Genomic DNA, 14,060 nt, shown 5'->3' with positions numbered 1-14,060 from the left:
TTGCCCCTCACAGAACCCAACGTGCCCTATTAAGGCATTAGGCTCTTCATATAATTCTTACAAAATTACCATATATCCACATAAATCTTAGGTTCTTTTATTGGAAAATGCTCCAATAATAATCTATAACGTTTAACATTCAAATAACTTCTTTGACTACGTCTTGTTAAAACTTTATAAAACGCTTCTAGTATGAACCTTCGAAAGTTAACAAGGCTTCTATAGTTTCCAGATATACCATAATATGCATAGTGACCAATTAATTTCTTATTTATTTTCTTAATAAGTTCAGGTATTCCTATATGCATATTTACTTTCAACCAATTTTTAACATTTGCCTTCTTAACTTTTAATTTCTTCATACTTGTTTTATGCATCACTCTATATCTACCGGTAAGCGTTTTACCATTAATATGTGTGAAACCAAGAAAATCGAAGCTTTCAGTTTTACCATCCAAACTATTATCTCTAGCGAATCTACCAAATTTTATTATCTTACTTTTATCTTCTGATAATTCCAATCCAAATTTATTTAATCGCTTTATTAACGATTGATAGAATTTATTTGCTTCATTTTCATACTGAAAGAAACACACAAAGTCGTCTGCATATCTTACGATATAAGCGTCACCTTTAAGTTTTGATTTTACAACTTTTTCAAACCAAATATCAAGTACATAATGCAAGTAAACATTTGCAAGTACTGGCGATATTATTCCTCCTTGAGGTGTACCTTTATCACTTTCATAGTAATTCATTTCCTCAATTATTCCTGCTTTTAGGAATCTTTTGATATATCTAATAAAATTTTTATCTTCAATATCATGTTCGAGAAACTTTATTAACCACTTATGGTCTACATTATCAAAGAAGCCCTTAATATCCGCATCTACAATGAAATTAATTTTCTTTCTCATTATTATTTCATTAACTTTCTTTATTGCTTGATGAGCATTTCGGCCTTTTCTGAAACCATATGAGAAATTGTAAAACTTATTTTCATATATTTCATCTAATATATTTCTCATTGAACCTTGGACAAGTTTATCCTCATACGAAGGTATACCCAATGGACGCATTTTATCACTTGCATCTTTTGGAATATAGGTTCTTCTAACTGCTTTTGGCTTATAACTAAATCTTTTCATTCTACTAATTAGATTACTCACATTATCATCTAAATTTGCATCATAACTTTCTTTTGTTATGCCATCAATACCTGCTGTCTTCCCTTTGATTTGCCTATTATGTTCTTCCTTAATAGTCTTTTCATTAACGTAGTGCATTAAAGTTTGAACCTTTTTATGCTTTCTTGTTAATTTTGCTATTCCACTAAACTCATTTTCCATCTTTTCTTTACCTCTAGTGTAATTGATGTTTCATCTAACAAAACGATTTATATGTTAGTCCCTTCCCTCCACCTTCGTTACGGGTTTCATTAGTACTATGAACTAATCCGACTTCTTATATATCTTTTCCAATACCTTAGATTAAATGATCCTTGTGTACTAGATACTCCTTTGAAAAAAAAAACATTAGAGAACATATAAGATCTCACAGGTATGCAGTGTGTAACACTCTTAGACTCGCCATGCTCTAGGACCCCGGTGGACTTAAGTTATTCTCGCATTTTACGAACAACTTATTTTGCTTACTATCGAGGTGACAATATCAGCTTCCACTTTCTATAATCTAACGAGGCTCAATCACTTCACGCTTTCGCATTACGGCTCGAATAGTTTCTTGTCTACGCTTAAACCTTATCTCGCGACTTCGGCTCCAAGACTAGATACTAGCGATTTGCTAAATCTTACTAGGTTGGATTTCCACCAACTATACACACGACACCGAACTGTCGCACCACCTCTAAATTTATTATAAATATTCCTAACACACTTAGCAATCAATAGTCATATTTGCTATATATTTGTAATAAGTTAGTATTAACATTATTAATAGCAAAGTAAATAGTATATAATTAAATCAATATTATATTTTAGTATACCTATAGCAAAGGAGAATCGTAAATGAAAAAATATATTTGTCTTGTTTGTGGACATATTGAACTTAGAGAAAAACCTGAAGTTTGTCCTATCTGTTTTGCTGGACCACATGAATTTGTTGAAATGTGTAAAGAAAATGAACATTTATATGCGCATTTTTCTGATATTTTGTAATAAAAGAGGAATATCGATTAAAGTCGGTATTCCTCTTTTTGTTTGATAACTTATAGAAATTCATCTATTAATATTCAATTTTATTGTTAATTTTAAGCATAATTTCTTTTTCAATTTCACTACCTTCCCTACTGTCATATGGATTATTTTTTAATGCGGTAAAAAACAAATATGGATAAGCCATTTGTAGTTGTTCCATATAGACTACCCACTCAATTGATAAAAATTCATATACCCTTTTTGCATCCACTTTCATATGGTCATTATCTTCTTTTGATAATTTTTTATAATCTCTACTTTCAAGTTCATCTAGCAAATGAAAAATACTCATTAAAACATCTGAAAAGTATTCTTTTTCTAATAACACTGGATTAGTAATTAAATTTACAATTAAATCTCTATTTTTCTTGAGTAATAAATGAAGTTTATCAAGCTTAATTTTATTAAAATCAATATCATGAGAATGTTTTTTGACTATATTTTTTAAATTCTTGTAGTTTTCTTTTTTCCAATCAAAATTTATCATTAGGCAATCTTTATTTTTTTCAAGTTCTATATCCGCATTCACAAAAAATGTTAGTAGCTCATTACCAATTTCTTGATAAAACATCCCAACTAACATATTCATTTTTTTGATTATTTTCTGTTCCTCTTGCTTTTCAATTAATTGCTCAATAACTAATGAAACTAAGAAAACTTCAAGAGGCACAAATGCAATATCTGATATTAAAAATATAAATAAATGCTCCAGGTTTCTAAATATCAAAAAATGTGTAATATACATTATAATAGAAAATGTTATTAGTAATGCTCCTAGTTTAATATGTTCTTTTTTCATTCTGCCTCCATATTTTTCTATGTATTAAATTTAAGTAACCTATTCATTATATACTATTTTCAATTTTATTAAATAGCAAATATGAATAAAAAAGAATTGCTATAATTACAAATCTATACTCAAAAACGTCCATCAAAGTAAACACTTAATAGACGTTTGATAAAAAATTCATATTTGCATTGTAGACATAAATGCTAGAGCACCAATTGGAATGAATATTATACATTGGAACAACTTCACAATTCTTTTTAAGCCTTTAAATCTAAGAGCCATTACAATTTGTAAAATACAACAAACAAGATAAAATTGAATTGAAATTTGGTTTCCCGTAGATTAATTTTTAAGCAAATTACAAAAAATATAATTTTCAAATACTTTAAAGTATTCTTCATCTTTAGTAAGCTTTGAAAACATTGTAACACCTTCAAATAATGACAAAATTATTTTTGCTTTACTTAAGTAATCATCAATGTTTTCATTTTTTAGTACTTCAATAATCCAATTTTCTATTAAATTATTCCATTCAAGTAGCTTCAATCTATATATTTCTTTTTCATCCGATAATTCTAAAATCAAATTCCCAACTGGGCATCCACCACGTAGTCCCATTGAAATTAAACGTTCGAAATACGTATGAAAAAATTTTTTTATACCTTCAACAGTATTAGGTGAATTTACAATTAAATGTTGAGTATCAGAAATGTATAAATCCATTATATGATAAATTAAATCATCTTTACTTTTAAAAAAATGATAAAATGACCCTTTTGGAATACCTAATTCATCTAATATTTTTTTTATACCCACATTATTAAACCCGTGTTCATGAAATAACCTTGATGCAGTTTCAATAATCACTTGTTTTTTTTCTGTCATATTTTCACCTACTCTTTTTTCCTATACGATAACGTCAGTATGTCCAAAACTTATTGAATTATCTGTAAGTAAAATTTCTTCTAACTTTACTTCATATACATTTATAAGGCTAGGATCACCTGTTAAATTTTCAAGATAAGGATATTTTTGCAATAGCAACCCCATTGCTTTTTTTATTTTCTCTTCTTCAAGCAAAAGGTTTGCTTTTCCACTTCCCTTAATATAACATATTTTAGATAATTCCTCCATAGAATTTGCTTCTTTATCCATTGTTATATAGACATTATTATTATTATTTAGTTCTTCTACTTTTTCTGTGTTTTTGAATGTCATAAAGTAAAATTTTCTTAAATCTTCTTTATCTACTGCGAAATCAACTGATCTTACTTTAGGCATTCCTTCTTTTGTAACTGTTGCTATACTCACAAGTCCACTAGTTGTTAAAACTTTTTTTAATTTTTCAGTTATCATATTCTATTTCTCCTTTTCAATTTATTATTAGACCGGTCGTATACTGGTATATACTATAAATAGAATTTGTCAAATTTTTATTGTTTTTATCAAATTAAAACACTATAAAACGAAAGTAAATAAAGCAAACTAATCCATATTCCAAGAGATGTATCTTCAATTATTAATTTTATTCTATTTTAGTTTATTAGTAAATTTCTCTCCAATTGCCTCTTCTAAATACGGTCTTATTCCCCAAAATTCTGTAAATTCCTTATATTCTTTTATTGCTTTTTTATTATTATTTCCAGTTTTGTACGCTCTAATGAGTATATTTTTTGGAGTGTGTTCCATATCAATAAATTCTAAAACTTGGGTATTATAACCCATTACTTCAAGAGCATTCACCCTTACACTATCTGTTATTAGCGAAGAAATTCTTTCCTTAATTAATCCATGATTTTCAAGAGGTGCCATTACATCGTTATGAATCTTCTTAAATAATTCATGCTGACAACATGGCACTGCAAATATTACGTCGGCATCCCATTCGATAGACTTTGCTAATGCTGCATCTGTTGCAGTGTCGCATGCATGAAGCGATACTACCATATCTACTTTTTCAAGACCCTCATAATTCTTTATGTCACCTTGAACAAAATTAAGACCGTCATATTTCAGCTTTACCGCAAGATTTTTACATAGTTCAATAACGTCTGTTTTCAAATCAAGGCCAATGATATTTACATTTAATTTTTTAATCACAACAAAATAATAATACATTGCAAATGTAAGATAAGCCTTACCTGAACCAAAATCAACTATTTGTAAAGTTTTGTTTTGCTTTAAGTATGGCAAAGAATCTGAAATAAATTCTAAATATCTATTTATTTGTCTAAATTTATCATAACTTTTCTTGAAAACTTTACCAGTTTCGTCCATTACGCCAAGTGTAAATAAAAATGGACAAGGTATATTTTCTTCTATAATATAGTTTTTCTTCCTATTATGAGATAGATCAAAAGAATTTCTTGAAGGGGCTTTTTTAATTATTTTAGCTACTCCTTTTTTACTTATCAATATTTGGTAATCTGCGCTTATGGTATAAATGATAGCTTGCTTGAAATATGTTTTTAATAATCTATCTAACTCTTCAATTGCATGCTCTTTTTCTAAATTATCATGTTTTACTTTGTCAGTGTAATGATATTCTACTTGAATAACTTTATTGTTTTTAATAAGCATTGGTTTAATTTTAACTGTAGAAAATTCTTTTTCAACACCTTTTTTAACGTTTGTAAATACTGCATAAATAATTTTATCATTATCTATTATTTCTTTTATAATACTGTATACCTTTTCCATTTAACTCTCCCATTTTCTAGATTCAAAAAATTTATTTATCATCAATTAAGTATAACCTATCTTGTTTTAGTTTCCAATTACAATTATCTAAAACATAAAAAAACTCACCTCCAAAATTTCTTGCGTTAATAGATTTTGGGATGAGTTTTTTTATATTTGTAAATTAAGATATTGTGCTTACAAAAAATACTTAAAATGGTAATGTACAATACCGCAAACGATTTCTCTTTTCTATTCCACTGTAACAGATTTAGCCAAATTTCTTGGCTTATCTACGTCATTTCCTTTTGCAAGTGATACATAATATGCAAATAGTTGAAGTGGTATTATCCCTAGAATTGGAGTAAGTAAATCTAAAGTTTTAGGAATCCAAATAACCTTATCTGCTACTTTTTCAATTTCCTTATGGCCTTCTTGTGCTATTGCTACTACGTATGCTCCCCTAGCTTTTACTTCTTTTATATTTGACAATATTTTTTGAAATAAATTTTCTTGGTTTGCAATAGCTATAACTAAAGTGTTTTTTTCAATTAATGCAATTGTTCCATGTTTTAATTCACCAGCAGGTATTGCAAATGAGTTAACATAAGATATTTCTTTAAATTTTAAAGATCCCTCATAAGCAGTATAAACATCAAGACCCCTTCCCATAAAAAATACACTTTCATTATTAAATTGCTCTGCTGCTAGTTGCTTAGATACTTCAGAACTATCTAATGTTTCTTTTACCTTATTAGGCATTGTTTTAAGTTCATTTAAAATTTTAAAATATTCATCATCAGAAATTTTCTCACTAACTTTTCCCATATAAAGAGAAAGCAAATAAAATGCTGCTAACTGCGTAGTATAAGCCTTTGTAGATGCAACACCAATTTCTGGACCTGCCCAAGTATAAAAAACATCATCGCTTTCTCTTGCAACTGAACTACCAACAACATTTACAACACTTAGTATTCTTGCACCTTTCCTTTTAGCTTCTCTAAGCGCTGCTAATGTATCAAGCGTTTCACCTGACTGAGAAACTGCAATAAACAAAGTATTTTCATCTACTATAGGATCGCTATACCTAAATTCCGAAGCAACTTCTGTAACTACTGGAATTTTCAAGATTTTTTCTATAGCATATTTACCAACAAGTCCTGCGTGATATGCTGTGCCACATGCAATAATATATATCTTATTAATATTTTCTATATCTTTTTTTGATATCTTAATACCGTCTAAATTAATATAATCATCATTATCAAGCCTTCTAGATACTGTCTCTTCAACACATTTAGGTTGTTCATAAATTTCTTTTAAAGTAAAATGCTCAAATCCTTCTTTTTCAGCAGAAGAAGCATCCCAAGTTACTTTATAAATTTCTCTATTAACAATTTGTCCAAATTTATCATATATTTTCACTTCATTTTTTGTTAATTCAACAACTTCATCATTTTCAATTAAGTAAACATTTCTAGTATAATTTAGAATTGCTGGAATATCTGATGCAATAAAGTTTTCGCCTTCTCCAACTCCAACAATAAGTGGGCTATCTTTTCTAACTGCAATTATACGATCAGGTTCTTTTGAGCAAATTACACCTATTGCATATGCACCCTCCATTTTATCTATGGCTTTATTAACCGCTTCAAGAATATCTCCATCATAGAAGTATCCTATAAGATGTGCAATAACCTCAGTATCTGTTTCTGATTTAAAATCTGTACCATACTCCTCTATCATCCATTCTTTAAGTTTTAGATAATTTTCAATTATACCATTATGAATTACTGCAATACTTGAATCACCATTTATATGCGGATGAGCATTTAATACGTTTGGCTCACCATGAGTAGCCCATCTTGTATGACCAATTCCAATATTTGTTTTTATATCCATTCCATTTAATTTGTTAGATAAAACTGAAAGCCTTCCTTTTTCTTTATTTACCACAATTTTATTTTCAGAAAAATATGCAACTCCTGCAGAGTCATATCCTCTATATTCTAATTTACTAAGACCATTTATTAAAACAGGAATTGCCTGTTTATCACCTATATATCCTACAATACCACACATATAATTCTCCTCACTATATAATTTATAATCTATATTCATTATTATTAATTCTTAACTATAATAAACCATCAAGTTTTCTTTGTCCTTAAAATCACTTTTAAGTTTTTAAAAACCGTTAACGGCGATGGATCGCCGCAGAGCATCCGCCGAATTTTCGATAACTCTGAACCTCGTCAACTAATATATTATTAGTTCTGGCGCTTATCAATATACATATTTTTTATATCCCCCCTAACTTAAATATTTTTTACTTCATTAACCCCCCTTTACTTTTAGTCACTACAAAATTATACCATACTATTAAGTAAATATATGACTAAATACTACACATATATTCTACCAAATAAAAAAGATTTCTTCTCAAATTTAAATGAAAAGAAACCATTTTGTATTTTTTTGTTATAGGTGAGGTACCCTTACGCCAGATTTCGGCAGTGAAGCAACGAACCACATTGCACTTAATCGGCAAGTTTTTTATTATATGTTTAGTGCGACTTACGCCTGATTTTGGCGTGAAGCAATAAACACAGTGCTCCTATATCGCAAGTTTTTTATTATATATTTAGTGCGACTTACGCCTGATTTTGGCGTGAAGCAATAAACACAGTGCTCCTATATCGCAAGTTTTTTATTATATATTTAGTGCGACTTACGCCTGATTTTGGCGTGAAGCAATAAGTATATAATAAAAAATTACTTTAAACGTTCCTCAATTATTTCGACTAATTCATCTGCATAAGTTTCAAGCTCTAAGTAATTTTCTCCTTCAATCATAACTCTTACAAGAGGCTCAGTTCCAGAAGGTCTAATCAATACTCTTCCTTCACCACTAAATTTATCTTCAACTTTTTTTATACTCTTAAGAATAATCTCATCTTTATCATAATCAAACTTAGTTTTATTTGATACCTTTGCGTTTTTTAGAACTTGCGGATAAATTTTCATCATTTTCGAAAGTTCACTCATCTTTTTACCACGTTTTTTAAGAACAGATAAAAGTTGTATAGCTGTAAGAAGACCATCACCAGTCGTATTATGCTCTAAAAATATAATATGTCCTGATTGTTCACCACCTAAATCGTATCCTTTATCAACCATTTCTTTTAAAACATATCTATCTCCAACTTGTGTTTTTACATTTTTCATTCCATTCTCTTTACAAGCAATATCAAATCCAATATTACTCATAACTGTTGTAACGATTGTATTATTTCTAAGTTTGCCTTTATTTTTTAAATATAATCCACAAATTGCCATTATTTTATCACCATCAATAAGTACTCCATTTTCATCAACAGCAAGTAATCTATCCGCATCTCCATCAAATGAAATACCAATATCTGCTCCAACTTCTCTTGTGTAATTACTAATAACTGCCATATGAGTTGAACCACAATTTTTATTAATATTAAATCCATCTGGCGCATTATTTATGATATTAAGAGTTGCACCCATTTCCCTTAAAGTTTTATAAGCAACTTCAGAAGCTGCACCATTAGCACAATCTACCGCTACCCTAAGACCCTTAAAATCCATATTTGTTGTTGATTTTACAAATTTCGAGTATATATCCATACCATGATAAATTTGAGTTTTCCTTCCTAATTCTTCACCAGTCGGAATATGATCAATATCTTTTTCATTCAATATATAATCTTCTATTTCTTCTTCTATTTCATCTCTTAGTTTAAAGCCTTTTTTATTAAAAAATTTAATTCCATTATATTCAAGTGGATTATGAGAAGCTGAAATCATAACACCAGCATTTAAATCAAAATGTCTTACTAAATAAGCAATAGCCGGTGTAGGTAGTACGCCTACTTTTATAACATCACATCCAGCTGAAAGAACTCCAGAAATAAGTGCTGATTCCAACATATCACCTGAAACTCTTGTATCTTTTCCTACTAAAATTTTAGCTTTTTTATCACCCTTACTTAATACATGAGCTCCAAATCTACCTAATTTATAGGCTAATTCATTAGTAAGTTCTTCATTTGCAATTCCTCTTACACCATCTGTTCCAAATAATTTACCCATAAAAATCTCCTTTATTTTATAGCACTTTATTATTATATATTAGTTTGACTTTTTTGTGAATAACAAAAGCTGTATTAAAGTTTTTTTACTTCACATTTAATTTGAGTAAAAAAATCATCAAATTCTAATGGTCTATAATAGTAATACCCTTGAACAAAGTCGGAAGTTTGACAGTTGCATAAACAAAATTCTACCTCAAAGCCAATTATAGGCTTATTTTTTTGTCAAATTTTCCGTTTTACTATTGCGTAGTTTGTCGTATTGTGGTATAATGTAAGGAACAGGAGGTATTATGCTTATGAGACTTTCAACTTCTAAATCAAAAAATGCTACTTCACTTTACGTTATTAAAGATATTACTATTAAAAATAAACGAACAACTAAAATTGTAGAAAAACTTGGTACTGAAGCACAATTACGTGAAAAATTAAATGGACAAGATCCTTATGAATGGGCAAAAAAATATATAAGTGAACTTAATAAAAAAGAAAAAGAAAATAAAGTTGAGATTATTGCTAAATTTTCTGAAACTAAACAAATACCAATGGATTCTAAGGTTCATTTCAATGGTGGATATCTTTTTTTACAAGATATTTATTATGATTTAGGCCTTCATAAAATTTCAAAGCAAATTTCTGATAAATATAAATTTTCTTTTGATTTAAACAGTATTCTTTCTAGACTCATTTATACTAGAATGCTTAATCCGTCTTCTAAGCTTTCTTCTTTTAAAGCCTCTAATGACTTTATTGAACAGCCTAATTTTGAATTACAGCATATTTATAGAGCTTTAGAAATAATTTCTAAAGAATCTGATTTTATTGAATCAACTGTTTATAAAAATAGTTTAAAATTATCTAAAAGAAATACAAAAGTGCTTTATTACGATTGTACAAATTATTTCTTTGAAACTGAAAAAGCCGATGGGTTAAAACAATATGGACTTTCCAAAGAACATCGCCCTAATCCAATTGTACAAATGGGATTATTTATGGATGGGGATGGCATACCACTTGCATTTTCTATATTTGATGGAAATAAAAATGAACAGCCAAGTTTAAAACCACTAGAAAAGCGCATATTATCTGATTTTGATTTATCTAAATTTGTTGTATGTACAGATGCAGGATTAGCATCTAATACCAATAGAATATTTAATAATAAAAACGATAGAGCTTTTATTGTTACACAATCATTAAAAAAGCTTAAAAAACATCTTAAAGATTGGGCTCTTGCCCCAAATGGATGGCATTTATCAAATGAGACAAAAAATATTAATTTAGAAAATATAGATCATTCTTCAAACAATAAAGCTATTTATTACAAAGAACGTTGGATAAATGAAAATGAATTACCACAAAAATTAATAGTAACATATTCACCAAAATATAGAGCTTATCAAGAGTACATTCGAAGCACTCAAATACAACGTGCAGAAAAACTTGTTAAAAAACCTTCTAGTATCAATAAAAAGAAACAGAATGATCCAAAGAGATTTATAGATTCTATTCACTGCACTAATGAAGGTGAAATCGCTGAAAAACAGGTACTTACAATAAATAGAGACACTATTTCTGATGAAGAAAAATATGATGGATTCTACGGAGTATGTACAAATCTTGATGATAATGCTGAAACAATTATTAAAGTAAATAAAAGAAGATGGGAAATAGAAGAATCATTTAGAATTCTAAAAACTGAGTTTAAAGCAAGACCAGTATATTTAAGTAGAGATGATAGAATAAAAGCTCATTTTACAACATGTTTTCTTTCTTTACTGATATATAGGCTTTTAGAAAAGAAGCTTGATGAAAAATACACTACAAAAGAATTAATAGAAACGTTAAAAAATCATAACTTTATGGAGTTAAAAGGCGAAGGATATATTCCGACATACACACGAACTGATATAACAGATGAATTACATGATAAATTTGGATTTAGAACGGATACCCAAATAATTAGTAATGCTAAAATGAAAAAAATATTAAAACAAACGAAAAAGTAAAAAAAGGTACGCACTTTTTACTACATTAAGAAACCGTGATAAACTGCTATTTGCAATAGATATCACGGTTTTTACGCTCTACAACTGTCAAAGACGAGATTATATATTAGTTTGACTTTTTTGTGAATAACAAAAGCTGTATTAAAGTTTTTTTACTTCACATTTAATTTGAGTAAAAAAATCATCAAATTCTAATGGTCTATAATAGTAATACCCTTGAACAAAGTCACAATTTGCTTCTTTTAAAACTCTTACATCTTCTTCAGTTTCAATTCCTTCTGCAATTGTTTTAATTTTTATATTATGTGCAAGCTCAATAACTGACTTTAATACCTCTTCGTTCTTACTTGATTCAATAGTGTCTAAAAATGATTTATCTAATTTTATAAAATCAATAGGTAATTTTTGCAAATAGCTAAGCGATGAATATCCTGTTCCAAAATCATCAAGAGAAATACAAATATTTTTTTCTCTAAGAATTGATAGTTTTTTTGCGCTTTCATCTAAATTTCCTACAACAGTTCTCTCTGTAATTTCGATTTCTATTTTGCTTGTGTCAACATTTTCAAGTTTTAAAATATTAAGAAAATTATCCACAAAATTTGTTTTACTAAACTCAACATATGAAATATTTATAGATATTCTAAAATCATTTCCTATAAACTTTTCTATTAGTTTAATTTTTTTACAAGTTTCAACAAGTACCCATAAAGATATTTTTTCAATATATCCAGTTTTCTCTGAAATTTCAATAAATTCGGAAGGAGAAATTAATCTATCATCTTTTTGCCATCTTATTAAAGACTCTGCTCCTACTATTTGATTCGTTCTTAAATCTATTTTAGGTTGGAATACCAGATAAAATTCATTATTTGGTATTGCTCCTTTTAAATTATTATAAATAAATAATTCTCTCATTTTTGTGTACTCTAGCACTTCATCAAAAATTCTGAAACTACCTTTTGTATTATTTTTAATTTCTTTTAACGCTATATCAGCTTTTTTAAGTAAATTAGAATAATCACTTGATAGTTTAGGAAATTCTGAAATACCTATACTAATTTCAATATGATGAAGGTTATCATCAATATTTACTGGTAATTGAAATATATTAATAATTTTTTTAGAAATATTTTCAAGCATAGTTTCAGTAATATCACCAGAATAAACAACAATAAATTCATCGCTTCCAAGTCTAGAAATAATTTCAAAATCCATATTTATAGATTTAATTCTCTTTGCAGTTTCAATTAAAATTTTGTCCCCAACTTCATATCCATATGATTCATTTATGTGACTAAAATTATCAATATCTATTAGAAAAAGAGCAAATGTTTTTCCTTCATTTATTAAACTTTGCACTTTTTCTTTAAATCTGTATCTATTGGGAAGAGATGTCAATTTATCAAAATATGCTAAATTATATATCCTCTTTTCATTTGATTTCTCTAAGGTTACATCAGATATAGATCCGTATATTCTTAAAATTCTTCCATCCTTTTTATTAATAATAGTTTTAGAATAAATTTTTACTACTCTTTGATTACTATTTTTTGCCTTTATATTCATAGTATACGTATTTTCACTAGTATCACTGTTTATAAAATAGTTAATCATAATTTTGAATTTTTCAATTTCTTCTTCATTAAATAAATGTGAAAAACATTTAGAGCTACCACAATTTAAATCTAATTTTATTCCAAAAATATTCTTCGCTTTATTAGATATATATAAATCGTCTTTTACTACATCCCAGTCAAAAATTCCATCGCTTGATAAATTAAGAATTATTTGAAGTTTATTTTTAAGTACTTTAAAATCATGTATTTTTCTATTTAATCTTCTATTATTATCTTTTATTATATTTATATTTTTATTTTTATTATATATACCTTTCATCATTATTGTTACCATAATCAATACATTCAAAGTAATATATGAAATTCTATGAACAATTGGAATTTCACCAAAAATATTAACAAATATTTTTTCGATTGTTAATGTATATACTAATATCACTACGATATATACTAAAATAAATTTTAAGGTTTTTTGAAAGCTATATTTTAATAAATCTAAATCTATTTTATTTTTTCTTTTCATATTTATCCCTTTTCAAGTATTTTTTTATAGATTACTTTACACTACCAATATTTTTATTTCACTTTATTATTATATCACATCATTTCTCTTCAAATAATTACAATTAAGCTATTTAATATTAGGTTTATATTACAAATGCTGA

10 protein-coding genes are annotated in these 14,060 nt (G+C 27.6%); 2 read left to right on the top strand and 8 right to left on the bottom strand.

The genetic code is table 11. The features are described from left to right. Positions 1–65: 65 nt before the first annotated feature. The gene (gene ltrA / locus AACH12_RS02695; RefSeq protein ID WP_338534949.1) at positions 66–1,349 is read right to left on the bottom strand and encodes a group II intron reverse transcriptase/maturase; all 1,284 of its coding nucleotides are present in this window, start codon (positions 1,347–1,349) and stop codon (positions 66–68) included. 678 nt (positions 1,350–2,027) lie between these two features. Between ltrA and AACH12_RS02690 the strand changes: the two genes are divergently transcribed. Next, positions 2,028–2,177, top strand: coding sequence for a rubredoxin-like domain-containing protein (locus AACH12_RS02690; protein ID WP_338536537.1), 150 nt, complete (start codon positions 2,028–2,030; stop codon positions 2,175–2,177). 67 nt (positions 2,178–2,244) lie between these two features. Here the strand turns inward: AACH12_RS02690 and AACH12_RS02685 are convergent, their stop codons facing one another. From AACH12_RS02685 to glmM, 6 genes are all read right to left on the bottom strand, one after another. Continuing rightward, on the bottom strand, positions 2,245–3,015 hold the full coding sequence (locus AACH12_RS02685; RefSeq protein ID WP_338536536.1) for a hypothetical protein: 771 nt from the start codon (positions 3,013–3,015) through the stop codon (positions 2,245–2,247). Positions 3,016–3,348: 333 nt separating this feature from the next. Then, positions 3,349–3,891 carry a TetR/AcrR family transcriptional regulator gene (locus AACH12_RS02680; RefSeq protein WP_338536535.1) on the bottom strand — a complete coding sequence of 181 codons (543 nt, stop codon included), beginning with the start codon at positions 3,889–3,891 and terminating at the stop codon, positions 3,349–3,351. A 21-nt stretch (positions 3,892–3,912) separates the two neighbouring features. Further along, on the bottom strand, positions 3,913–4,362 hold the full coding sequence (locus AACH12_RS02675; protein ID WP_338536534.1) for a pyridoxamine 5'-phosphate oxidase family protein: 450 nt from the start codon (positions 4,360–4,362) through the stop codon (positions 3,913–3,915). 174 nt (positions 4,363–4,536) lie between these two features. Further along, positions 4,537–5,706, bottom strand: coding sequence for a class I SAM-dependent methyltransferase (locus tag AACH12_RS02670; RefSeq protein WP_338536533.1), 1,170 nt, complete (start codon positions 5,704–5,706; stop codon positions 4,537–4,539). Positions 5,707–5,937: 231 nt separating this feature from the next. Next, positions 5,938–7,767, bottom strand: coding sequence for a glutamine--fructose-6-phosphate transaminase (isomerizing) (glmS, locus tag AACH12_RS02665; protein WP_338536532.1), 1,830 nt, complete (start codon positions 7,765–7,767; stop codon positions 5,938–5,940). A gap of 693 nt (positions 7,768–8,460) precedes the next feature. Beyond that, entirely contained in the window at positions 8,461–9,807 is a 1,347-nt protein-coding gene (gene glmM, locus AACH12_RS02660) for a phosphoglucosamine mutase (protein WP_338536531.1), read from the bottom strand. A gap of 298 nt (positions 9,808–10,105) precedes the next feature. On the opposite strand from glmM, the gene AACH12_RS02655 reads away from it, so the two are divergent. Continuing rightward, positions 10,106–11,815, top strand: a complete 1,710-nt coding sequence (locus AACH12_RS02655; protein WP_338537331.1) for an IS1634 family transposase — start codon at positions 10,106–10,108, stop codon at positions 11,813–11,815. A 141-nt stretch (positions 11,816–11,956) separates the two neighbouring features. On the opposite strand, the gene AACH12_RS02650 is transcribed toward AACH12_RS02655, so the two are convergent. Beyond that, complete coding sequence (locus AACH12_RS02650) at positions 11,957–13,918, bottom strand: bifunctional diguanylate cyclase/phosphodiesterase (protein WP_338536530.1); 1,962 nt, start codon at positions 13,916–13,918, stop codon at positions 11,957–11,959. Positions 13,919–14,060 lie beyond the last annotated feature (142 nt).

The organism is Helicovermis profundi, from assembly GCF_033097505.1.
Lineage (GTDB): Bacteria > Bacillota > Clostridia > Peptostreptococcales > Acidaminobacteraceae > Helicovermis > Helicovermis profundi.
The sequence above is the reverse complement of the archived record's forward strand: the minus strand, read 5'-3'. Positions and strand labels throughout refer to the sequence as shown.

Coding starts and splice junctions, on each gene's coding strand:
- ltrA (WP_338534949.1), bottom strand. CDS start 1,349: ATGGAAAATGAGTTTAGTGGAATAGCAAAATTAACAAGAAAGCATAAA.
- AACH12_RS02690 (WP_338536537.1), top strand. CDS start 2,028: ATGAAAAAATATATTTGTCTTGTTTGTGGACATATTGAACTTAGAGAA.
- AACH12_RS02685 (WP_338536536.1), bottom strand. CDS start 3,015: ATGAAAAAAGAACATATTAAACTAGGAGCATTACTAATAACATTTTCT.
- AACH12_RS02680 (WP_338536535.1), bottom strand. CDS start 3,891: ATGACAGAAAAAAAACAAGTGATTATTGAAACTGCATCAAGGTTATTT.
- AACH12_RS02675 (WP_338536534.1), bottom strand. CDS start 4,362: ATGATAACTGAAAAATTAAAAAAAGTTTTAACAACTAGTGGACTTGTG.
- AACH12_RS02670 (WP_338536533.1), bottom strand. CDS start 5,706: ATGGAAAAGGTATACAGTATTATAAAAGAAATAATAGATAATGATAAA.
- glmS (WP_338536532.1), bottom strand. CDS start 7,767: ATGTGTGGTATTGTAGGATATATAGGTGATAAACAGGCAATTCCTGTT.
- glmM (WP_338536531.1), bottom strand. CDS start 9,807: ATGGGTAAATTATTTGGAACAGATGGTGTAAGAGGAATTGCAAATGAA.
- AACH12_RS02655 (WP_338537331.1), top strand. CDS start 10,106: ATGAGACTTTCAACTTCTAAATCAAAAAATGCTACTTCACTTTACGTT.
- AACH12_RS02650 (WP_338536530.1), bottom strand. CDS start 13,918: ATGAAAAGAAAAAATAAAATAGATTTAGATTTATTAAAATATAGCTTT.